The sequence below is a fragment of the Pararhizobium polonicum genome, from assembly GCF_001687365.1.
Classification (GTDB): Bacteria; Pseudomonadota; Alphaproteobacteria; order Rhizobiales; family Rhizobiaceae; genus Pararhizobium; species Pararhizobium polonicum.
In genome coordinates, this window is the sequence record NZ_LGLV01000014.1 from 141,284 (window position 1) to 163,937 (window position 22,654).

The 22,654-nt window shown below is 57.2% G+C and carries 21 protein-coding genes and 3 pseudogenes; 9 read left to right on the forward strand and 15 right to left on the reverse strand.

Annotated elements, in window-relative coordinates; all coding sequences use genetic code 11:
* Window positions 1–41 precede the first annotated feature (41 nt).
* The 9 genes and pseudogenes from ADU59_RS21655 to ADU59_RS21695 form a co-directional block, all read right to left on the reverse strand.
* Window positions 42–881 carry a sugar phosphate isomerase/epimerase family protein gene (locus ADU59_RS21655; RefSeq protein WP_425332043.1) on the reverse strand — a complete coding sequence of 280 codons (840 nt, stop codon included), beginning with the start codon at window positions 879–881 and terminating at the stop codon, window positions 42–44.
* Between the two features lie 153 nt (window positions 882–1,034).
* The gene (locus tag ADU59_RS21660) at window positions 1,035–2,195 is read right to left on the reverse strand and encodes a Gfo/Idh/MocA family protein (protein WP_068956420.1); all 1,161 of its coding nucleotides are present in this window, start codon (window positions 2,193–2,195) and stop codon (window positions 1,035–1,037) included.
* Between the two features lie 11 nt (window positions 2,196–2,206).
* Window positions 2,207–3,256, reverse strand: a complete 1,050-nt coding sequence (locus ADU59_RS21665) for a sugar phosphate isomerase/epimerase family protein (RefSeq protein ID WP_068956422.1) — start codon at window positions 3,254–3,256, stop codon at window positions 2,207–2,209.
* A 16-nt stretch (window positions 3,257–3,272) separates the two neighbouring features.
* Window positions 3,273–4,301, reverse strand: coding sequence for a LacI family DNA-binding transcriptional regulator (locus ADU59_RS21670; RefSeq protein WP_068956424.1), 1,029 nt, complete (start codon window positions 4,299–4,301; stop codon window positions 3,273–3,275).
* 3 nt (window positions 4,302–4,304) lie between these two features.
* On the reverse strand, window positions 4,305–5,273 hold the full coding sequence (locus ADU59_RS21675) for an ABC transporter permease (RefSeq protein ID WP_068956426.1): 969 nt from the start codon (window positions 5,271–5,273) through the stop codon (window positions 4,305–4,307).
* Between the two features lies 1 nt (window position 5,274).
* A complete protein-coding gene (locus tag ADU59_RS21680; protein ID WP_068956428.1) occupies window positions 5,275–6,219 on the reverse strand; it encodes an ABC transporter permease in 945 nt (314 codons plus the stop codon).
* Entirely contained in the window at window positions 6,216–7,709 is a 1,494-nt protein-coding gene (locus tag ADU59_RS21685; RefSeq protein ID WP_068956430.1) for a sugar ABC transporter ATP-binding protein, read from the reverse strand. Before ADU59_RS21685 ends, ADU59_RS21680 begins: the two co-directional genes overlap by 4 nt.
* Window positions 7,710–7,838: 129 nt before the next feature.
* Window positions 7,839–8,861, reverse strand: a complete 1,023-nt coding sequence (locus tag ADU59_RS21690) for a substrate-binding domain-containing protein (protein WP_068956432.1) — start codon at window positions 8,859–8,861, stop codon at window positions 7,839–7,841.
* Between the two features lie 582 nt (window positions 8,862–9,443).
* Window positions 9,444–10,100: pseudogene (locus tag ADU59_RS21695) on the reverse strand (SDR family oxidoreductase); the annotation flags it as partial.
* A gap of 29 nt (window positions 10,101–10,129) precedes the next feature.
* Between ADU59_RS21695 and ADU59_RS31475 the strand changes: the two are divergent.
* Together ADU59_RS31475 and ADU59_RS31480 are read left to right on the forward strand one after the other, a co-directional pair.
* Window positions 10,130–10,297 carry an IS3 family transposase gene (locus ADU59_RS31475; RefSeq protein WP_425332044.1) on the forward strand — a complete coding sequence of 56 codons (168 nt, stop codon included), beginning with the start codon at window positions 10,130–10,132 and terminating at the stop codon, window positions 10,295–10,297.
* Between the two features lie 26 nt (window positions 10,298–10,323).
* Window positions 10,324–10,515 carry a hypothetical protein gene (locus ADU59_RS31480; RefSeq protein WP_425332042.1) on the forward strand — a complete coding sequence of 64 codons (192 nt, stop codon included), beginning with the start codon at window positions 10,324–10,326 and terminating at the stop codon, window positions 10,513–10,515.
* Window positions 10,516–11,110: 595 nt separating this feature from the next.
* Here ADU59_RS31480 and ADU59_RS21705 read toward each other — a convergent pair.
* Window positions 11,111–11,494 (reverse strand): c-type cytochrome, encoded by a 384-nt coding sequence (locus tag ADU59_RS21705; protein WP_068956439.1) that lies wholly within the window; start codon window positions 11,492–11,494, stop codon window positions 11,111–11,113.
* Between the two features lie 237 nt (window positions 11,495–11,731).
* Between ADU59_RS21705 and ADU59_RS21710 the strand changes: the two genes are divergently transcribed.
* The 5 genes from ADU59_RS21710 to moaA all read left to right on the forward strand — a co-directional run bounded on the left by ADU59_RS21710 (window position 11,732) and on the right by moaA (window position 17,717).
* The gene (locus tag ADU59_RS21710) at window positions 11,732–12,688 is read left to right on the forward strand and encodes an AraC family transcriptional regulator (protein ID WP_068956561.1); all 957 of its coding nucleotides are present in this window, start codon (window positions 11,732–11,734) and stop codon (window positions 12,686–12,688) included.
* A gap of 236 nt (window positions 12,689–12,924) precedes the next feature.
* Window positions 12,925–13,383, forward strand: coding sequence for a (2Fe-2S)-binding protein (locus tag ADU59_RS21715; protein ID WP_068956441.1), 459 nt, complete (start codon window positions 12,925–12,927; stop codon window positions 13,381–13,383).
* Between the two features lie 3 nt (window positions 13,384–13,386).
* Entirely contained in the window at window positions 13,387–15,603 is a 2,217-nt protein-coding gene (locus tag ADU59_RS21720; protein WP_068956443.1) for a xanthine dehydrogenase family protein molybdopterin-binding subunit, read from the forward strand.
* 195 nt (window positions 15,604–15,798) lie between these two features.
* The gene (locus ADU59_RS21725; RefSeq protein ID WP_274534657.1) at window positions 15,799–16,683 is read left to right on the forward strand and encodes an XdhC family protein; all 885 of its coding nucleotides are present in this window, start codon (window positions 15,799–15,801) and stop codon (window positions 16,681–16,683) included.
* Between the two features lie 20 nt (window positions 16,684–16,703).
* Window positions 16,704–17,717 (forward strand): GTP 3',8-cyclase MoaA, encoded by a 1,014-nt coding sequence (gene moaA / locus ADU59_RS21730; RefSeq protein WP_068956447.1) that lies wholly within the window; start codon window positions 16,704–16,706, stop codon window positions 17,715–17,717.
* Between the two features lie 413 nt (window positions 17,718–18,130).
* Here the strand turns inward: moaA and ADU59_RS21735 are convergent, their stop codons facing one another.
* Together ADU59_RS21735 and ADU59_RS30070 are read right to left on the reverse strand one after the other, a co-directional pair.
* Window positions 18,131–19,117, reverse strand: coding sequence for a Gfo/Idh/MocA family protein (locus ADU59_RS21735; protein ID WP_068956449.1), 987 nt, complete (start codon window positions 19,115–19,117; stop codon window positions 18,131–18,133).
* A 78-nt stretch (window positions 19,118–19,195) separates the two neighbouring features.
* Window positions 19,196–19,438 carry a heme-binding protein gene (locus tag ADU59_RS30070; RefSeq protein ID WP_244506482.1) on the reverse strand — a complete coding sequence of 81 codons (243 nt, stop codon included), beginning with the start codon at window positions 19,436–19,438 and terminating at the stop codon, window positions 19,196–19,198.
* A 60-nt stretch (window positions 19,439–19,498) separates the two neighbouring features.
* Here ADU59_RS30070 and ADU59_RS30075 point away from each other — a divergent pair.
* Together ADU59_RS30075 and ADU59_RS30365 are read left to right on the forward strand one after the other, a co-directional pair.
* Window positions 19,499–19,635, forward strand: a pseudogene (locus ADU59_RS30075) (IS481 family transposase); the annotation flags it as partial.
* A pseudogene (locus tag ADU59_RS30365) lies at window positions 19,622–19,801 on the forward strand (hypothetical protein); the annotation flags it as partial. The pseudogenes ADU59_RS30075 and ADU59_RS30365, both read left to right, overlap by 14 nt.
* A 122-nt stretch (window positions 19,802–19,923) precedes the next feature.
* On the opposite strand, the gene ADU59_RS30800 reads toward ADU59_RS30365, so the two are convergent.
* The 3 genes from ADU59_RS30800 to ADU59_RS21750 all read right to left on the reverse strand — a co-directional run bounded on the left by ADU59_RS30800 (window position 19,924) and on the right by ADU59_RS21750 (window position 22,574).
* Window positions 19,924–20,082 carry a hypothetical protein gene (locus ADU59_RS30800; protein ID WP_162493788.1) on the reverse strand — a complete coding sequence of 53 codons (159 nt, stop codon included), beginning with the start codon at window positions 20,080–20,082 and terminating at the stop codon, window positions 19,924–19,926.
* Window positions 20,083–21,033: 951 nt separating this feature from the next.
* On the reverse strand, window positions 21,034–21,954 hold the full coding sequence (locus ADU59_RS21745; protein ID WP_068956451.1) for an oxidoreductase: 921 nt from the start codon (window positions 21,952–21,954) through the stop codon (window positions 21,034–21,036).
* 50 nt (window positions 21,955–22,004) lie between these two features.
* A complete protein-coding gene (locus ADU59_RS21750) occupies window positions 22,005–22,574 on the reverse strand; it encodes a TetR/AcrR family transcriptional regulator (protein WP_068956453.1) in 570 nt (189 codons plus the stop codon).
* Between the last annotated feature and the right edge of the window lie 80 nt (window positions 22,575–22,654).

Below are 22,654 nucleotides of genomic sequence, written 5' to 3' on the forward strand. Positions count from 1 at the left end.
GGCACCCCCTCAGCGAAAAGAGCCGAGGGAGTACCGATGTCTTAGTTGTTTGCAGGCAGGTGCTCAGTCAGGAAGGCGTTGCCCTTGGTCAGAACATCCTCGGCATTGATCGGCATGTCATGCTCGAGAATGAACCACTTGGCTCCAGCTTTCTCAGCTGCCGGCAGGATGGTCTTCCAATCAAGCACGCCAGTTCCAAGCGTTGCAAAACCACGCTCAACTTCGGCCGTGCCGGCAGGAGCGTTGTCTTTGGCATGGATTGCAAAGAGACGGCCATCGAGATGGCTCAGGAACTCGGCCGGGTCATTGCCGCTGCGTGCGACCCAGGCGACGTCAAGCTCGCTTTGCAGCGCGGGTCCAGCCGCATCGAGCAGGATTTCTAGCGCTGTCTTGCCGTCGAACTTGACCAGCTCGAAATCATGGTTGTGATAGGCCATGCCTACACCCTGTGCGGCGAGTTTATCGGCATATCCACCAAGTTCCTTTCCGAAGGCGGCCCAGCCGTTGGCGTCGGTTGGACGCTGTTCCGGCTTGAGGAAAGGCACGGTTACCACGCTATTGCCGACAGCCTTTTGCTCGGCGATCACGACGTCGAGGTCGCCGCGCAGCTTATCGATGGGAACATGCGACGAAATCACCTTGATTTTGTGCTTTTCGAGCAGCGCTTTCAGTTCTTCGGTACTGACCTTCTGCATATCGACGGTTTCCACATTGGAAACACCCGCACGATTGAGAATGGCGAATTGCTCCTCGAGCGTTCCAGCGTCACGCAGAGTGTACATCTGCGCTGCAATCGGAAGCGATTTGGTCTCGTCGGCCAAAGCCGGGCTTGCAAAACCAGCTGCCAATCCGAGCATGACTGCGATGCCCGACAGTTTCATTTTAAGAGATTTCAAACGATTTACTCCTCTTTCCGTTTGATGGATCCGTGACAGCTGGCCTATCCATGCCGGCCGCCCGATGATGTGGAGCCAAACGGCTGCGATCCGTTTGTGTGCCCTCTGTTATGTCTGCTCTGTCCGGTGTTCCTGCGGCTAGATGTCGAGTTTGACCCAGGACGACGTGCGGCTGGACTCAACCGCTGCATCGATGAAGGCAAGCCCCGCAAGGCCTTCCCTTATTCCAGGATAAGTCACGCCCTCCGCCGGTTTCTTTCCCTCCCTCGTGGCAATGATTGTGTCTGCGGCCTCGCGGTAAATCGTCGCAAAACCCTCAAGATACCCCTCCGGATGGCCGGATGGTACACGGCTGACCCGGTTGGCGGCCGCGCCGGCACCTGCGCCATTGCGGGTTATCAATCGCGTGGGTTCACCATACGGGGTGAACAAAAGCTGGTCGCAGGAGTGGTGGTGCCATTCCAGACCGCCCTTGTCGCCGTAGATCCTCAGGGACAGCGCGTTCTCGTTGCCCACCGCAATCTGGCTTGCCCACAAAATGCCCTTTGCGCCGCTGGCATAGCGCAGCAGGATGTTGGCGCTGTCGTCGAGCTTGCGGCCCGGCACAAACGAAGTCAGGTCGGCCAGAAGCCGTTCCGGCGTCTCGCCCGTCACAAAAGCCGCAGCGTTGAAAGCGTGCGTGCCGATATCGCCGATCGCTCCGCCAGCGCCCGATCTCGCCGGATCGGTGCGCCATTCCGCACCCTTGGCACCAGTGGCCTCGACTGCTTCTGTCAGCCAGTCCTGCGCATATTCGGCTTGCACATGCCGCAATTTGCCAATGGCGCCACCCGCCACCATCTCCCGCATCTGGCGGATCATCGGGTAGCCGGTGTAATTGTGGGTGAGAATGAAAAGCTTGCCGGTGTTCTCGATGACCGTGGCGAGCTCTCTCGCTTCCTGCATGGTCGCGGTGACAGGTTTGTCACAGATCACATGAATGCCCGCCTCCAGAAAGGCCTTCGAAGGTGCAAAATGCAGGTGGTTCGGGGTAACGATGGCCACAACTTCGATGCCGTCGTCACGGGCTGCCTCTGCAGTCGCCATCGCATTGAAGCTGGCATAGGAGCGGTCTTCGGCAATGCCGAGTTCCTGCGCCGAAGCCGCTGCGCGGGCCGGGTCCGATGAGAGTGCACCGGCGACCAGCTCGTAGCGGTCGTCCAACCGAGCAGCGATCCGGTGAACATTACCGATGAAGGCGCCCTGCCCCCCACCAACCATGCCAAGACGGATACGACGGCTGTTGAATTTTCCACTCATGATTTACCCTTTCACAAACCGAGAAGGCGACGGTTGGCCGCATCGTCGACACCGCTTTTGGCAAAATCGTCAAAAGCGCGATCCGTGACACGAATGATGTGATCGGTGATGAACTGTACACCTTCGCGTGCGCCGTCTTCCGGGTGCTTCAGGGCGCATTCCCATTCGAGCACTGCCCATCCGTCGAAGTCGTATTGGCTCAGCTTGGAGAAGATCGCGCCGAAATCCACATGACCGTCGCCGAGCGAACGGAAGCGGCCAGGCCGGTCGATCCAGCCCTGATATCCGCCATAAGCACCCGAGCGTCCGGTCGGATTGAACTCGGCATCCTTGACGTGAAACGCCCGGATACGGTCATGATAGATGTCGATGAAATCGAGATAATTTAGCGCCTGCAGCACGAAATGCGACGGATCGTAGAGAATGTTTGCCCGCTTATGATTGCCGGTCGCGTCGAGAAAATGCTCGAATGTCACGCCGTCGTGCAGATCTTCCCCCGGATGCAGCTCGTAGCAGAGATCGACGCCACTCTCATCGAAGGCATCGAGAATAGGCGACCATCGTTTGCCCAACTCCGAGAACGCCTGCTCCACCAGACCCGCCGGCCGCTGCGGCCAGGGATAGATAAAGGGCCAGGCCAACGCGCCGGAAAAGGTCGCATGGCTTTTCAGTCCAAGATGCTGCGATGCCTTTGCAGCACATTTGAGCTGGTTGACCGCCCACTCCTGGCGTTCGCGCGGCCTGCCTCTGAGATGCGCGGGCGCAAACCCGTCGAACATCTCATCATAAGCGGGATGAACTGCGACCAGCTGCCCTTGAATGTGCGTGGAAAGCTCGGTGATTTCGATACCGTGTTCGCCCAGGCGTCCCTTGATATCGTCGCAGTAGCCCTTCGATGCCGCGGCCTTCTCAAGATCGAACAGATTCGGATCAGTCGGCACCTGCACACCCTTGTAGCCAAGCGATGCAGCCCAGCCGACGAGATGGTCGAGCGTATCGAAAGGTGCCTGCTCGCCGACGAACTGCGCGAGAAAAATCGCCGGGCCCTTGATCGTCTTCATGGAAGTTTCCTCTTCATCACGTCTGGCTGCGCCCGGGCGCGCAAGGCGCAACCGACCCACGAATGACCAGTTCCGTTTTCAGTTCGATTGTTTCGTTGGTCTTCTGGCCGTTCAGGCGCTCCACCATCAGCGCCATCGCCTGCCGCCCCATTTCCCGGCGGGGCTGGCGCACGGTGGTCAATGGCGGCTCGATGGCATTGGCAAAAATGATATCGTCGAAGCCTATCACCGACACGTCATCCGGCACGGCGAGGCCGTGGCTTCGCAATTCACTGATCGCACCGATAGCCATCTGGTCGCTCGATGCAAAAATGGCGGTGAAGGCCGATTTCTTCGACAGCATGCCGAGCACGGCATGGCGGCCCGCTTCGATACTGTAATCTCCGCTCGTGACCAGATCCTCGTTATAATCGATACCTGCCTCGGCAAGCGCCTGCCGGTAACCTTCGAAACGGTCAGCAGCCAGGTTTTCTGGCAATGGGCCAGCAAGGTGGGCAATGCGTCTGTGTCCAGCATCGATCAAATAACGCACAGCGTCTTTCGATGCCGTCTTGTTGTCGACTTTGACGGTTGGCAAATCGAGGCCAGGCACCGTTTCCGATGCCAGCACGATCGGCGGCAGAAGATCGAGCCGTTTGGCCTGTTCCTCCGGGAAATGCCCCGTCATCAGGATCAGACCATCGGCCTGTTTCTGCCGCACCATCTCGATATAGTTGGCAACACGGGTTTCATCGTTGCGCGCGTCGCCCATCAGCACCTTGTAGCCGGCATCGCTCGCCGCCTCTTCGACCCCTTTGTAGATTTCGAGATAGAAGGGGTTGCCGATGTCGCGCACCAGAAGAATAACCGTCTGGTTGGATTGCTGACGAAAGCTGCGCGCATGGGCATTCGGACTGAAATTGATCTTCTCAACGGCGTCGAACACCTTCTTGCGCGTTTCGGCACGCACCTTGTCGGGCTGCTGCAAGGCACGCGACACCGTCGCAGTCGACACCCCGGCCAGCGCCGCAACTTCCCGGATATTGGAGACATGGTCTTTGTTCATTTTTCAAACACGCAACTTTTTCTGCCGCCCATAGAGAAGCATGAGGGCCAGTAAGGTGACACCGAAGATGATCTGACGTGCCCACACGTCGAGATTGAGGGTGATCAATACGCTTTGAAGGATAGTCAGGGCAACGGCTCCAGCCATGGTGCCTATGTAGCCGCCGGCACCGCCTGCGAGTGATGTTCCGCCAATGACGACGGCGATGACCGAGGGCAGCACATACTGATCGCCAACCGATATGAACGAGGTGCCGGTATAACCGATGACGCAGACGCCGGTCAGTCCTGCAAAAAGGCCGGAGAAACCGTAGATCAGCGTGCGGATCAGCGGGACGGGCAATCCCACCAGCGTGGCTGCGCGTTCATTGGAGCCGATGGCATAGATGGCAAAACCGAAAGCCGTGCGCCGCAGCACGAACAGCATGACCGCAGCGATCCCCACCCACACGAAAAGGACACCGGGAATGCCGAACAGCAACGGGCGATTGATAAAGCCCGCCAGCAGAGGGGCAGCGGCTCCGGAAGGCACGCCTTGCGAATAGACCACAAGCCCGCCCTGAATGACGGCGGTCATGCCGAGCGTCATTACCAGCGGAGGAATGCGCACAAAAGTGACGCCAATGCCGTTGATCAACCCGATCAGAAAAGGAACCGCTCCAGCGACCAGTATGGCCAGTGGAATGCCGCTGTTTTGGCCGCTCATCATATTGCCGGCGAGAACAGCGCCAAGCGAGATCATCGCACCGACGGAAAGATCGATCCCTTCCCTGCCTCCGAGGATCACCAGATTCTGGCCGGCGGCAACAATGCCAAGGATAGCAGCGACGGTCAGCAGCTTGACGATCTGGTCACCCTGGGCAAACCCGGGGGACAAGGTCTCGCCAACGAGAAGCAGAATGACGGACGCACCGATGGCGATTGTCAGTGGATCGGTCACAAGAGCCGTGATGCGGGATGTCATGGTCGTCATATCAGCGCCTCGTCACGAAAACGCCACCGGCAAGCGCGGTAAGCACGATAAGGCCCTGTACCAGCGTCTGGTACTCGAAGGACAGGCCAGCGAAAAAGATTACATTGCCGATCATGCCGAGAACGAGGGCACCGACGATCGAGCCGGCTGAACTGCCAAAACCGCCCGAGAGTGCCGTCCCGCCGAGGACCACCGCAGAGATGGAGGAAAGCGCAAGACTTGCACCAAGCAGTGGATCACCCGATGCGGTTTCACCGGTCAGACACAGCGCTGCCAGTGCTGCAAAACATCCGGAAATCACATAGGCCCCGATACGGATACCGCCGAGACGCAAGCCCGTCTGAAACGCGCCGGTGCGATTGCCGCCAACGGCAAGCAGATGCACATGGAAGGGTAAACGCGACACCAGCAGTGAAAAGGCGATACCGGCAACCAGAACCCAGGCGACCACCGGTATTCCCAGCACGTTTTCCGAATAGGTCTGCCAATAGGCTTCAGGCACCGGCAGGCCGGCTTGCGGCATCACCCAAATGGCAAGGCCTGCAAAGATAATGCCGGTCGCAAAGGTTGTGACGATCGGCTGAAAACGCAGGCCCGAGATAAACAGGCCATTGATCAGCCCGCAGATAATACCGACCGCCAAACCCGCGCCCATACCGGCGAAGATCGCGGCAAGCGAACCGTCAAGCGCCGAGATAACGGTGGCCGTCACGACATTGGCAAGAGCCACGATGCTGCCCACCGACAAGTCGATATCGCCAGCCAGGACCACATATGTTTGACCGATCGCCACCAGGATCAATGGCAGGAATGTCGTGAGGTTCGATTGCAGCACGCTCGGCTCAACGAAACTGGGCTGCAGTGTCGTGTTGACGACGGCAAGCACGATCAGGACGAAAAGCGTTATCAACCAGGGCTGCTTACGCAGCAGTGAAAGTGCAGTCACGCGGCATCTCCAAAGGCCGCTCGCGTCATGTTCACAGATGTCATATTCGCGCCGGTCAGTTCGGCGGAGATACGGCCTGCGTTGAAGACGAGGATGCGGTCGGCATAGTCGAGGATTTCAGAATCTTCGGATGAATAGAAAATGATGGTCGCGCCCGCCTCGGCTTGTTGCCGCATCAAAGCAAACAGATCCGCTTTGGCGCCAAGGTCGATGCCTTTGGTCGGATCGTCCAGCAACAGCAATTTCGGCGATGTCGCCAGCCACCGGGAGATGAAAATCTTCTGCTGGTTGCCGCCCGACAGGGTGCCTATCGGCATGTCGAGACCGGCGAATTTGGTTTTCATGTCCTGAGCGACCTTGTTGACCCGCGGCTTCAGCGTCGCCGGGCGAACGAGTTTCATCCTCTCGCGCACAGTCAAAGCCGCGACAAGGTTCTCGAATATCGACCGTCCCTGAAACGCCGCATCGCGCCCACGGTCACCGGAAACATAGGCAAAGCCTTGAAAGACCGCATGCGAAGGTTTGCGAATATTGAGTTTCGCATTCTCGAATTCGATTGTTCCGGAAAAAAACGGCTCCGAGCCGAACAGGCCCTTCAACAGCGCTGATTGCCCCTGCCCCTGCAATCCCGCCAATCCGAGAATTTCGCCGGCATAGGCATTCAAGGTGACACCGCGCACCGCGCCGCTTTGCGCATCGGTGACGCTGAGGCTAGGCAGCTGACGCGCCGATGTGACAGACTTTGCGGCAGCCGCACGCACGTCACCTACCATGGCATGAACCACGGCTTCGCGGGTCGTCGTTGCGGTGTCGAGTTCGGCAATCGTCATGCCATTGCGCATCACGGTAATGCGATCACATACCGCAAACACTTCATCCAAACGATGCGAGATCATGATGGTGGAAATGCCTTCGGCCTTTTTTGCCTTGAGGATATCGAAGAAGCGCTGCGACTGGCGACCGTCAAGCGCGGCGGTCGCCTCGTCCATGATCATCAGGTTGGCATTCTGCGCAAAGACCTTGAGGATTTCGACGATCTGGCGCTGGTCTGGCGGTAACTCACCGGTGATGGCATCAGGAACAAGACCGTCACCCGCGACACCGTCGAACAGTGCGATCAGCCCGGCGGCCAGAGTGTTGAGTGCCTTGCGATCCACGAACAGGCCGCGTTTTGGCTCGCGTCCGAGAAGAATATTGTCCGCGACGGAGAGTTGCGGAATCAGGCTAAGCTCCTGGTAGAAAAGCGCGACACCGGCACGCTCGGCGTCGCGAGGACTGCGAAAACGCGCCTCTTCGCCATTGAGGTGGATCACCCCGCTGGTGGGCGCAACGGCTCCGGCGACGATCTTGCAAAGCGTACTCTTGCCGCAGCCATTGGCACCGAGCAACGCATGAATTTCTCCCTTGGCAACCGTCAGCCGGGCATCGGCCAATGCGCGCACCGCGCCAAAGATCCTCGTGATGCCGGCCGCCTCCAAAGCGTTCGCCATTGCTTGCCTCCGAAAGATGCTGTCTACTGGCTGGACGCGGACATTGGCCGCCCGTCCCGCAATGTCTTCGAATGGTTGGCTGGCAACAATTTTGCCAGCCAAATCAGACTCCGATTGAAATTCGAAATCTTACTTGAAAAACTCCGCCGCCTGCTCCGGGCTGACCGTTGCCGTCACAGACCAGTATCCTGGCTTGCCTTCGGCGTTCTTGAGGTTTTCAGAAAGGTTGTCACCGCTGACGAAGGGAATGGGAATATAGATGGCGTTGCCGTAGGTTCCGCCGAAGATCCCATCCTTGAATTCCTTGCCCTGCAACTTCAGCACGGCAACATTCAAGGCGCTGGCCATAACGCCGGGAGGATTGACCGATGCAGCCGAATTGAATTTTTCAGCATCCCAGCGACTCATGAAGTCCTTGCGGATCTCGCCCGTCGCAGCAATATCCTTGACCTTGCCGGCGGCTTCGATTGCGCGCCACGCGCCATCAGCCATACCATCCTGAACCCAGACGCCGTTGATGCCGGGATAGGTCGCCAAAAGGTTCTGCATGGCCTGCTGGCCCTGCGCCTGATCCCAGCTGGCATTGGCTTCGTTCAGCACCTTGATGTCAGGGTACTTGGCGAAAACTTCCTTATATCCTGCAACACGCGCCTCGTTTGCCGGATTGCCCGCGATACCATTGATCGCGACGACATTACCCTTACCCTCGAGTGCGTCGGCAAGCCACTGCGCCGATTGCGCCGCCCATGCCTTCTGATCGATGCCAACATAGATGGCGTCCTTGGACGACACTTCGGCATCAGTCGCAACCACGAGAATGTTACGCGCCTTGGCCTGCTTGAAAACCGGATCGAAAGCCGTCGGGCTGCCCGGATTGATTAAAATGGCGTCGACGCCCTGATTGATGAAATTGCGGATGTGACCGATCTGACCTTGAACATCAACATTGCCGCTCTGCACGACAACTTCAACCTTCACGCCCTTCTCTGCCCAGGCTGCGGCTGCGGCCTGCGCTTCCTCAATCATTTGGGTGCGCCACTCGCTGCCAACGAAACCGTTTGAAAGGCCGATCTTGAGCGTCTTTTCCTGGGCATACGCCCCAGCCGAAACACCAGCCGCCAGCATAATCGCCGCCGTCAACACCTTAAACATACAGGACTCCTCCTCCGAGGGTTACTCATACAATGTAACCGTTTACATTTTCATTATGTAACCGGTTACATCATGTGTCAAGCGGCGGATTAAAATTCACATGGCAATCGCTTCAGCCTTGCTGCATTTGGATCGCGATGGGCGCATGAACAGTGTTTCATGAGAAGATTCGTCTTGACCAAGCGTTCATGCGCCTGCCCTTTCCGCGTCCACGGCAGCCCGCACGGTGATCTCTACAGCGTTGATTGCCACCGAGAACTGACCCTGTATTGGACAATATGGCACAACGGTGCTGGTTGCGGAGACCGTCTACCTCATTACTCCAATACAGAGTCAGTTCTCAATGGCAATCAACAACACAAGACAAACATCGGCACCCGAGAAGCGTCAATTTCGCGGTTCAATGGCGGGCCTACACACTCCCCTGTCAACACTTCACGCACAGCCTCACAACTGCCCGCGCATGACCCGGGGTCAATGTGGATCGCTACTCCTTCATTGCAGTGGACTTGCACCATCTACTCCTTGCCGGTTTCTACCGGCGTACTTGTTCTGTCCCCCTAGGCAAACATTCGCGTTGTTTCAAAGAGATGCGGTTATTCCTCCATCAACGTAAAGGATGTGTCCGTTGACGAAGGAGGAGGCATCTGATGCGAGAAAGACGCAAGCGCCCGTCAACTCCTCGATCCTACCCCACCGGCCCGCGGGGGTCCGTTTCTCAAGCCAGCTGGAAAAAGAGAGGTCATTGACCAGTGCGGCGTTCAGCGGCGTATCGAAATAACCAGGAGCGATGGCGTTGCACTGCAGTCCGTAACCCGCCCAGTCAGTCGCCATCCCTTTTGTGAGATTGGCAACCGCGCCTTTTGTCGCGGTATAGGGAGCGATACCCGGCCTTGCCAAGGCCGATTGCACGCTGGCAATGTTGACTATCTTGCCCATACGCCGCGCGATCATATGCCGGGCGACCGCCTGTCCTACGTTAAAGACGGACGCGACGTTCGTCTTTAACAGTTGCTGGAAAGCGTCTTCTGGAAAATTTTCAAGCGGTGACCGGTGTTGGATACCGGCGTTGTTGACCAGAATATCGATCGCACCGACCTCCCGTTCGAAGCTGTCGATGGTGCATCTCGCTTCAGCGTAGTCCGTAACGTCAAAAGCCAGCTGACGCGTTTTCCCGCCCATGATGCTCGTCACTTCGGCCAGCTTTTCGCGGTTACGACCGTTAAGAACGATCTCTGCCCACCTCCCGCCGTGCCGATCAGGCAGACATTGAACGTCGCATCCGCGAGATCTGCGAAACCTGTGTCCGCTACGGCTATCGTCGCATGCACGTGCTGCTGGAACGCGAGGGTTGGGGCACCAACATCAAGCGAACCTATCGGATTTGCGGAGACTTGGGCTGCAGTTGCGGAACAAGACACCCAAGCGCAGGGTGAAAGCCAAACTCAGGGAGGATCGACAAATGGCGGTTGGACCGAACGATGTCTGGGCAATGGACTTCGTCCACGATCAACTTGCAACTGGCAAGAAACTGCGTGTGCTGACGGTGGTCGCCACCCTCCCCCGCTATGTGCCGGTGCTTGACCCAAGCCATAGCTATCGCGGCGAAGACGTTATGCAAACTCTGGAACGTGTGTTCTCGAAAACTGGCTAACCGAATACGATCCGTGTCGATCAAGGGACGGAATTCGTGTCGCGTGATTTGGACCTCTGGACCTATTCCAAGGGCGTTACATTGGATTTCTCTCGCCCTGGCAAGCCAACCCATAACCGCCTTTATCGAAGCGTTCAACGGCTGCTTCCGTGCCGAATGCCTGAACCAGCATTGGTTCCTGACCCTTGCGGATGCGCGCGAAAAGATGGAGGATTGACGTAGATACGACAACGAAGAACGATCGCATGGTGCGATCGGCAACAAGGTGCCGATCTCATTGATAAATTCGGGGAGCGCAACCAGCCCGCTCCGCTGAAAAAAGCCAAACCTCCAGCGTCCCCTGGTCCAACGTTTGGGAGCGGTTTATCCTGAATGGCCGCATGATCGAACCGATCCGGATAAGGAAAACCAGCTTTTGAACTGGAGCGCGTAGTTCGAAGAGCAGATTTGGACCCGATCCGCAGATCACCGTACCGGCCAGCGGCTTCTGATAGCAAGTAAAGGCCTGACAGAAGACCACACTCGATCACATGTCAAAAGGTCAGAAACGACTTGCGCAGCGGACGGCAACCACAGAAGTTCAAAATCCTTCCTGTTACTGGGCAGAGCCAGAACCAAGAGACTTTAGATAGGCGATGATGTCCTGCCGGTCCTGACCGTTGGCGATCCGCACCGTCATAGTCGTTCCCCGGACAAGCGTCGCAGGAGCCGCCAGGTAAGCATCGAGATTTTCTTCAGTCCAGACCAGCCCTGACTGAGTCAGTGCTTTCGAATAGCGCGCACCTTCAACTGTGCCGGCTTTACGGCCAACGACGCCCGAGAGTGATGGGCCAACCCTGTTTTGACTATTCACCGTGTGACAGCCGCTGCAGCGGTTAAAGATTTTTTCACCGCGCCCGGCATCGCTTTCTGCAGCGGCAAGGGAGGGACAGAGCGCCAAGCCAAGAACGCAAAACGTGGCGAGTTTCATTCTCTTCATCACTTGGGTGTCCTTTCAAGGATATGCTTGAAGACCATGCACAGCTTATTCACGCAAATGACCATGCCTCATGACAATCGCGAATAACTTCAAGCCTCCTGCAACCGATAGCGATAATCAAATCAGGGCGGTAGCTCGATTCTGCGTCATTCTTGCCTAATTCTATTGGTATCAAAATAATGTGATAAGCTCTCGGCATGAAATAGCGATAAAGGTCAACCGGGATCGATGGATGAAATGAACAGGACAATGCCTCAGAAACGGGATTTGCGCGAAGAAACAGCCGGCCTTCGCGAACGCATCCTCACCAAACTTTCGCACCTTCCATGGGATGGCATCAGCTTCAAGCATAACGTTCCCGGACTGTCGCTTTACCGCATCATCGAACCGGCTGGCCCCTTTTTCACCGTCTACGAGCCCAGTTTGTCGCTGATCATCAAGGGAAGCAAACACGTCACTGTTGGCAATGAAACGCTCGTTTACGACGAATCGTCTTTTTTCCTGACGGCCATTGGGCTGCCCATGACAGGACAAATCTGCGCAGCCAGTGAAGGCGAGCCTTATGTCGCAGCCATGATACGTCTTGACCTCGAGAGGCTGCGACGGATCATTGCGGATTACGATATACACCCGACAGATATGCCTGAGCGTGACCTTGGATGCGTCGTTGGCCCATCCACGCCGGAATTGTTCGATGCTCTCTTGCGGTTGATTTCTCTTGCCAGCTCGCCAGATGACATCCCCTTCCTGGCCAATCACATCCATAATGAAGTCCTTTATAGGCTCCTTACGGGGGAGCAGGGTGCGCCGCTCCGGCGCTTTGCGCTTGCCGGAACGAACAGCAATCGCGTGGCCAGGGCTGTTGCATGGCTGAAGGAGAATTATACCCGGCCTCTGCGGGTTGAAGAGCTGGCGGAGGTGGCCAATATGGGGGTCTCTACTTTGCACCATCATTTCCGAACCATGACATCCATGAGCCCGCTACAGTTCCAGAAACATCTGCGGCTGCACCACGCAAGGGAATTGATGCTTTCGGAATCTCTTGACGCTGCAACCGCGGCGCTGCGCGTGGGCTACGAGAGCCCAACGCAATTCAGCCGGGAATATCGAAGAACGTTCGGCCATCCGCCGCTGCGCAACATCAAGTCGATCTTGAACTCCGACGGTGCCACCAGACGCAATTCCGTCGGCTAATGCTGTGGCCATCCGACATAGGGTGAAAAACGGCGCTTCCCAATAACGTGATATCGCCAACAGACAAATTTCGAGCAAGCCGGGACAAATAGGCAATAATGCGAGAGGATTGAATCTACCCATTTTGCAGATGGGCCGCTAAGCTAACGGGGATATCTGGCGAACGGTCGGGATGCTTTAAACCGTATATTTGACACAGCATTTCTGCAGCCGTGCGATAACCCAAGGAGAGCGTCATGGTGACAGTAACGATCAATGGCACCCAACACACAGTCGAAGCGGAGGCGGATATGCCGCTTCTCTGGGTCATCCGTGACCTCGTCGGGCTAACGGGCACAAAGTTTGGCTGCGGCATGGCGCAATGTGGCGCCTGTACTGTCTTTTTGGACGGCACACCGGTGCGGTCGTGTCAGACTTTCATCGGCGACGTCGCAGGAGCGCAGGTGACCACCATTGAAGGCATCAACGGCAAGGTTGCTGAAACGGTCCAGGCGGTTTGGGCTGATCTTGACGTTCCGCAATGCGGATACTGTCAGTCCGGGCAGATCATGTCGGCAACAGATCTGCTCACGACCAACCCGAAACCCACAGACGCAGATATCGACGCTGCCATGGCAGGCAATCTCTGTCGATGCGCCACCTACCAGCGGATTCGCGCTGGTATCCATGAAACCGCGAAGCGTCTGGAGGCCTGAGACATGATCCCGAACCTGATGGAATCAATCATCGTTCCTGCCGTAAAGGCTCAGGCCTCCCGCCGGCAGTTCCTGATCGGCGCATTTGCGACCAGCACGGGCCTGGCAGTCGGTTATCATCTGCTATCCGCATCGCCAGCCGCTGCCAGTGAGACAGCGACAGTAAGCGATACGCATGCCTTTTCGCCCTATGTAACGATTGACGTGGATGGAAAAGTCACCGTCCTTTCATCGCAGTTCGAGATGGGGCAAGGTTCGTATAACGGCATTGCCACACTCGTTGCGGAAGAACTCGAAGCAGACTGGTCGACCATCGATGTCAAGGGCGCTGCAGGCGACGTAAAAGCCTATGGCAACGTTGCCTTTGGTGGTGCGTTACAAGGAACCGGCGGCTCCACATCGATGCTCACCTCGTGGGATCGCTATCGCAGAGCGGGTGCAGCAACCCGCGTCATGCTCGTCGCAGCAGCCTCTGCTGAATGGGGTGTGCCTGCGGCTGAAATCACCGTTGAGAACGGCATTCTCTCGCATCCGTCGGGTAAAAGTGGCGGGTTCGGTATGTTTGCCGCCAAGGCAGCGACGATGCCAGTGCCTGTTGAGGTGACGCTTAAGCAGCCAAACGAGTGGAAACGCATCGGCAATGCCGGATTGAAGCGTTTCGACAGTGCCCGCAAGGCAAATGGAACGGAGCAATATACGATCGACGTCAAGCTACCAGGCATGCTGACGGCGGTGATGATCCATCCTCCATTGTTTGGAGCAAAGGTTAAATCCTTTGATGCCTCGGCGGCCCGCGCCATCAAAGGCGTCGTTGACGTCGTTGAAATACCGCGCGGCATCGCAATCGTCGGAGAAAATATGTGGGTGGCGCTGAAGGGACGCGAAGTCGTTACCGTCGAGTGGGACGAATCGGCGGCGGAAAAGCGCGGCACGCCCGCACTGATGTCCATGTATCGCGATCTCGCGGCCAAGCCTCCCGCGGCTATCGCCCGCAAGGACGGTGACGTCGAATCGGCATTTGCAGCAGCTGCCAAGGTGATCGAAGCAAGCTTCGAGTTTCCCTATCTGGCACATGCGCCGATGGAGCCGCTGAATTCGGTTTCGCGCATGAACGCGGATGGCACGCTCGAGATCTGGGGTGGCCACCAGTTTCCGGATACCTATCAGGCACTTGCCGGCGAAATCGCCGGGATCGCACCAGGCAAAGTGATCTTGCATGTCATGAAGACAGGCGGCAGCTTCGGCCGGCGTGCTGTGTTCGACGGAGATGTGGTCGTCGAATCGGTACACGTCGCAAAGGCTCTCGGCTTCCGGGCACCCGTGAAGGTGCAATGGACACGCGAGAACGACATGCGGGGTGGCCGCTATAGGCCTGCTTATGCGCATAGCCTCAAGGCCGGCATCGACGAGAACGGGAAGCTCGTTGCCTGGAGCAACCATGTGGTTGGCCAATCCATCGTGTCGAATACAGCCTTCGCCGGGATGGTTCAGAATGGAGTGGATCCCACCTCCATCGAAGGTGCGAACAATCTTCCCTATGCCATCCCCAACCAGGTGGTCGGCCTGACGACGACGGAAGTCGGGGTTCCGGTTCTATGGTGGCGCTCCGTCGGGTCGACACATACCGCATTCGCAGCCGAAGCCTTTCTTGATGAAGTCGCCGAAGCGGCCGGGAAAGATCCTGTCGAGTTCCGCTTATCCATGCTTGAGCCGGAGTCGCGCCATGCAATCGTCCTCAAGCTCGCGGCAGAAAAGGCGGGATGGGATAAGCCCGTTCCGGAGGGGCGCTTCCGGGGTGTTGCCGTTGCCGAAAGCTTCGGTTCGGTCGTCGCGCATATCGCGGAAGTTTCGCGCACGGAAGATGGGCACATCAAGGTTGAACGCATCGTCTCAGCCGTGGATTGCGGTCTGGCCATCAACCCGGATCAGGTCCGCTCTCAAGTCGAGGGTGGCATTGGCTTCGGGCTTGGCGCCATATTGGGCGAGGAAATCACCTTGACAGATGGTCAGGTCGATCAAGGCAATTTTGACCTTTACACACCGCTCAGGATCGACGCGATGCCAATGGTCGAAGTCCACATCCTTGCTTCGGCCAATTCGCCTTCCGGTATCGGTGAGCCTGGGGTTCCTCCCGTCGGCCCCGCAGTTGCCAACGCTGCATACAAAGCACTCGGCAAGCGTATCCGCATCATGCCCTTTGCAAAGTCACTCAATGTGTAATCTCGCATGCCCGGCGGACCGGAAGGTCCGCCGGGCATGCTTTCAACACTGAGGATTGAACCAACACAGACCGATGCTGGATCAGGATGTCTGCACAAACAGGCCAGGACATGACTGCATCCCTTGAAAGCGATGGAAGTTACAATGCGTTCCGTGGAACCAGAACCGTATCTGCAGGCCCCGCAACGCGCATTCATGACAGACAACCCTGTTGATATCATACGCTTTGCCGCCGATACGTTCGATTCAGGCGCCGGCTGCGCCATCGTCACGCTGACGGAGATCAGGGGTGGCGCATTTCGGGCACTCGGCTCCCAGATGGCCGTCCGGGACGACGCGGCCTATTGCGGATATGTGTCGGGAGGATGCGTCGAGGCGGCGGTCGCAGCAGAAGCGGTGGCTGCCATCGGCACAGGACGGGATCGAATGCTCCATCTCGGCGAGGGCTCGCCATTCTTCGATATCGTGCTTCCATGCGGCGGTGGCATCATCCTTTCGATCCACGTTCTTCGCGAGAGCGCCAGCTTGCGCCGGGTGATGGCGTCGCTGGATAATCGCGCACCATGCAGCCTGAAATATGATCCCGGTCTGGAAACCATCGCGTTCGGGGATTGGCCGGGTGGCACGGGCTGGACAGATGATTGCTTCCTGCGTTGCTACCGGCCGCAAACCCGTCTTCTGATCTACGGGCGATCCATCGAGATGGAGGCAACAGCCGGTCTTGCCCGCATAGCCGGCTACGACGTGCAAGCGAGCGACGACTGGAGAAAGCCTTTCTCCGGGATTATCGATGCCGATACCGCAGTCGCCCTGCTGTTTCACGACCCGGAACACGAGATCCCCGCCCTGAACGCGGCGCTGAACGGCACGCCATTTTACATCGGCGCTTTAGGCAGCGCTCGGACACATGAGCGGCGCTCTGAAAAATTGCGGGCGCTGGGCTATCGCGACCATGATATCGACCGGATCAAGGCGCCGATCGGTCTGTTCGGCAGGGCACGCGATGCCAACACCCTGGCCCTGTCGGTCCTTGCAGACATCGCTGCCGCACGTACGGCGGCCGACTGTCCGGCGATCTGACCGTGTTCAAGGAACAATCAATGGGAATGCGGCCCGTTCCAAGCATGATCGACCCCTTTGGGCGGGCCGTGACCTATCTGCGGGTTTCGGTGACGGATCGCTGCGACTTCCGCTGCACCTATTGCATGGCGGAAAACATGACGTTCCTGCCAAAGAAGGATCTGCTGACGCTGGAGGAGCTGAACCGGCTCTGTTCCGCCTTCATCGCCAAGGGCGTGCGCAAGCTGCGGCTGACCGGCGGCGAGCCGCTGGTGCGCAAGAACGTCATGTTCCTGGTGCGCGAACTCGGCAAGCATGTCCATGCCGGTAGACTTGACGAACTGACGCTGACCACCAACGGTTCCCAGCTTGCGAAATATGCCGCCGAGCTTGCCGATTGCGGCGTCCGCCGCATCAACGTCTCGCTCGACACGCTCGATCCGGACAAATTCAGGCAGATCACCCGCTGGGGCGACCTCTCCAGGGTCATGGAAGGCATCGACGCGGCGCAGGCCGCCGGCATCCATGTCAAGATCAATGCCGTGGCGCTGAAGGATTTCAACGACACGGAAATCCCCGCCATGCTGCGCTGGGCGCACGGGCGCGGCATGGACCTGACGCTGATCGAGACCATGCCGATGGGCGAGATCGACGAGGACCGCACCGACCACTACCTGCCGCTCTCGGAAATGCGCGACCGCCTTGCCGAACAGTTCAGCCTGTCGGACATCTCCTACAAGACCGGCGGCCCGGCCCGCTATCTGACCGTCGCAGAAACCGGCGGCCGTCTCGGCCTGATCACGCCGATGACCCATAATTTCTGCGAGAGCTGCAACCGCGTGCGCCTCACCTGCACCGGCACGCTCTACATGTGCCTCGGCCAGAACGACGCCGCCGACCTACGCACGGCGCTGCGCGCTTCCGAAGACGACGCCTATCTGTCCACCGTCATCGACGAGGCGATCACCCGCAAGCCCAAGGGCCACGATTTCATCATCGACCGCACCCGCAACAAACCGGCGGTCGCAAGGCATATGAGCGTTACGGGCGGTTAGGTCTCGCGCATACGAACCGCGGTGTGGAGATGCCATCACCCTTCGTGACAAGAAACCCTTTCCAACCGTATATTGAATCTGGTGAACGTGTTCCGCTCCAGGAAAACGTTCTCCCGCCGCTCCTGACTTTCCTCAGCGTCGCAACACGGCACCGAAAATGCGGGGCTTGATCACGTATGTCCGGCTATGTATTTGGCTCGCCATCTATAAAGATGCACCGTGCTCATCCGGCGTGCCCAGCAGAATTCAGGCACAGAAACCGCTGCTTCGCGCCCGGCAAAGGATCTTAAGGATTTGCGGCTCGCCAAATCTATTCGCCTTCGTCAAAATCTCCGCGATCATGTTGCCAAGACAATTCTACGTTTGAACCCGATTCATTTGTGGGGGATTACCGATACCTGAACATCGATCTTTCACTTCTCACCAGGATATCGCAGTCCAATCTGCCTGCGCACCTCGTCCAACGCGGCCATGATATCGACGGATTGCGAAGGTGGCATGATCTGGCCCGCGATCAGCCCGCCAGTGATCAGGCGCTCAGCCTCCTGGGCTTGAAACTGCATGCCGCGGGCTTCGATCGAACCGTCGAACGTTTCAAGAACGTTGTTTTCATTGTCATATACCCGGAATGTAGTCGGCGCATACCACACGCGGTCAATCTCGATCCGCCCTTTCGTCCCAACCACACTCGCCCGATTCGGCCCTGCACTGTCGCTTGAGGACAGGGTGGTGGCGATCGCGCCCGATGCATAGTGAAAGAGCGTCGCGACCTGCGCGTCTGCCCCGGTGTCGCGGAACGTCGCTGTCGCCTTGATCGACGCAGGTTTGCCCAGAATGTCCCAGGCAAACGAAATGGGATAGATGCCCAAGTCCAGCAAAGCGCCACCGCCCAAGTCCAGCGCGTTCAGACGATGCTTCGGATCATCCGGAAGCTTCTGGCGATGATCAGCGGTGATGGAACGAACTTCCCCGATGGTACCGTCAGCAATGATCTCCCGGATGCGGCGCATGTGCGGAAGAAAACGGGTCCACATCGCCTCAAGCACGACCAGACCTTTGGCGCGGGCAAGGTCCACGATTTCGGCGGCCTCCCCGGCATTGAGGGTGAAGGGCTTCTCGACAAGAATGTGCTTGCCAGCATTGAGCGCGAGTTTCGCCGCGGAGACATGCTGGGGATGCGGGGTAGCAATGTAGATGATATCGACATTGGGATCGGCCACCAGCGCCTCGTAATTGCCATGCGCCGTTGCGATGCCGAAAGTCTTTGCAAAGCGATCCGCGCTTTCCTGCGCACGGGATCCGACCGCCGCCACCGAATGACCCGCATGGATCAGGTCCTTGACGAACAGATCCGCTATCCAGCCTGTCGCCAAGATTCCCCATCGTATCGTTTTGGCCAATTGCCTTCTCCCCTGAATTGTTTTTACCCCTGTCGGGGATGCTTCTTGCGCCAACGGATGAGAGGGATCAAATGCCCGTCAATGACCCAAGGTCAATAGCTCCCGCAGCGCATTTGTCACGAGCAGATGATCCTCCAGGTCGGGAAGCCCGCTGACCCCCACCGTACCGATCATGGTGCCGCCCCTCAACATCAGCGGAAAGCCGCCCCCGCTGGCCGCGAAGCCGGATTCCGGCAGTCGGAAACGACTGTTGAAATCATATCCACGTTGTTCGGCTTCTAGGTGTTTGATCCCGGACCTTGATCGTGCGATGTTATCCATTGAATGGAGGGAGGCACTATGGGCTAGGCTCTTCACAGGAGCGCCACCACGACAGAGGCAATCCGTCGATACAGCATAGTCAAGAGAGCCTGAGATCGCTTGCCAAGCGCTACGGCATAAACCAGAAGACCGTTGCCAAATGGAAGAAGCGAACCTCGGTTGCAGAGCTGCCGACCGGCCCAAGCGAACCGAAGTCCCATGACAATCCTTCTCGTGGAGCAGCGCATCCAGAGCGCGCTTGATTTCGCAGAAAAAGTCGTCATCCTCAAGCGCGGGCACGTGGCCTGCAGCGGAACTCCGCAGGCGCTTTCAAATGATCAGCAGGCGATAGAACGTTTTCTCGGTGTCGGCGGTCTTCCGTGAAGCGTTCTTGAGAGATTTGCGGTGTAATATATATTATTGAAATATTACGGAAATCTGGTTGATGCGCCCTTATTTTCTCAACTAGCCAAAAGCCAGAATTTTCTCGGGTTTAATCATCGAGATCATGCTGCCTTTTCGGCATCGAATGGCACTGACTTAGTTTCGCGAGCTTCGATCAACGCCATTTCGATCAAGTAAGACAATATATTGTCGTCATTTACATTAGCTACATTAGCCAAAATCTTGGCACTTTCAAGAAGATCAATGATTGTATTCGACATGTTCAACTCCTCTATCGGGAGCTAGAAGTCTGAGTCCCGATGGTTAACGAAATCCTATTAAATAGCCGTTTGAGTTCTCCCAGGTGCGCCATTTTTGGGGAAATCAGCATTCAAGGCTGACTCATCAACGCCTTTAATTGTTGAGGTTCAGCGTCACATCGAAGCCGCGATTAGCACGATTTATTGAACGCATAAATGTGCAGTTGATGCCGCTCCCGCTTGAGGTGCCGATTACGCTCGACGCATTCCAAACAAACATATCACTGACGAAAGATTGGGGCCGCACGATCCGAAACTGGCAACGAAGTGTAATTGCCCGAACCTGCAAAGCGACCCTAGCGACGATCGCTACAACGTAGGCACAAGCTCGCGCCGGTACCCGCCGTCTGTCTCTCATGATAGTCGCCTTGAAAGGAAGCAAACCGGCGACACGGGTTAAATTCCCAAAGAACTGGCCTAAGGCACTGGCATTTTGGCCTTTTAGCCTTTTAGGCATAAGGCATATTTATGAAACTCCCTCGGGAAGGGAAGGAACATGGCTGTTGATTTGAAATGAAAGCAGACCCGGTATTTACGCAGACTCAGGAACTGCTCTGTGGTGTCGTAAGCCTGCCGACATGTCGGTGGTGTAATAGACTGCGAGGTGTTCGGACATAGTGTTACCTCTTGCGAAAGCTCGCCCTCGGGGTTTTGCGCGGCTGGAGGTGATGACAGGTCATCGACTGGGTACGATCAGAACGGCCCACCGAGATTGCGGGTGGCGCCGTCGGCGGCCTGAGTGTGGGCTTTTTTTCCACACCGTGTCCGTGCGACACGCCCGAAACCAGAGCGGACTTGCCGCAAAGGCGCAACGGGACGAAAACTTCGTCGATCATAGATTTGGCTCCGTAAATGTGGGCCTGTTTTTCCCATTGCTTTCTACTTTAAGCCTCTGCTTCGGCCTTTGTGTTTCTATCCGGCGGGCAATAAGCCCGGATCTATCCCGGTCATCGCAATCGAGACGTCCCAGAGACGCTTTGCCAGGGCTAGGTCCTGGGCATGCGGGGCACGTTTTGCTTCGCCGGATGGCCCGCGGATTCCACCAAATCCGGTTGGCCCGTAGTAGCCACCCGGCTTCACCTTGCCTGTTGCCGCCTGCAGCGCAGGCCAGGCGCCCTTTTGCGCGCTGTTGAGGAGCAGCCCGACGATTGGACCGGCGAGCTGCAAGATCCCCATGTGGCGTCCAAGACTGGTACTCGCTACGCCCGGATGGCACCCGACAGCTGTAACTGGAGAATCTGCAGCCCGCAGGCGCCGATCCAACTCGAAGAAAAACACTGCATTTGCCAACTTGCTGCCGCCGTAGCGCTCGCTCTTGTTGTAACTTTTTTCGGCGTTGAGGTCGTTCCAGTCGATCTTCCCTTTCAGGTGCGCGATACTGGATGTCACGACGACGCGCGATCCCGGCGTTTGAGCCAGCTTTGGTAAGAGTAATGTTGTCAGCGCAAACACACCGAGATGATTAACGCCGAACTGGGACTCGAAGCCCTGCCTGGTGCGTGTCAAAGGTGGGTTCATGATGCCTGCATTGTTGATCAACACGTCAATACGCGGCTCTCTCGCAGCAATATCAGCCGCAGCGCGAACGTTGTCGAGATCGCCCAGATCAAGCGGCAACCAGACCAAATCAGCCCTTGGCGCGATACGCCTGATCCGCGCTATTGCCTGATCTGCCCTGGTGCGCTCCCGGCATGCCAGTAGCACACGAGCACCTCGTGCGGCTAACACTCGCGAAATCTCAAAGCCGATACCTGCGTTGGCACCTGTGACGATGTAGGTCTTCCCCGACTGTTCGGGAACATTCTTTTCAGTGAAACCAGTAGAGCCGGACATGTTTATTCTCCTATAAATGAGCGCCTAGACACTCAATAATTCTCCAAATTTTATGCAGCAGTGCCTTTCCACAGCAGGTCGAAACCAGACTGGCGGATGTTCTCGTCCTGTTTCGGGTTGGCGGCTATAGCATTGATCGTGATTTCGGCGAGACCGAACACGATCGTATCGATATAGAAGTCAATCCTTTCAGGATCGGCATGACCGGTAAGACATGCTGCGACGATCGCCCGTGCATCGTGGACCATGGCTTTGCTTTTCTGTCTGCTCTGCGCGGTTACCCGATCCGAAACCTTGAGTTGCCTGACAGCCTTTCGAGCTGTCGAATTGGTCAATCCCCAATCAACCAGGCGGTCCCACACGCGTCTCAGCCTGTCGCGAGGTGCGTCCCCGTCCGAATATGGAGCAAGCATTCGCTCCATCAGATCGGTCTCAATCGCAATGAAGAGCTGATTGAGAAGATCGTCCTTGGTTGGAAAATATGTGAACAGCGTTCCCTCCGAGACGCCCGCAGCCTTTGCAATTTTCGCGGTCGACGCCTCAGTTCCCAGGCGGGCCACAAAATCGCATGCCGCCTCAAGCAAGGCTTGCCGTTTTTCTTCGCTTAGAGGGCGCGCCATATGACCGAGCTCAATTGAGTGAGTTATTACTCATCTAAATAGGTATCCCATTTTGAGAGTCAAGAGGATTTATTGGCCAG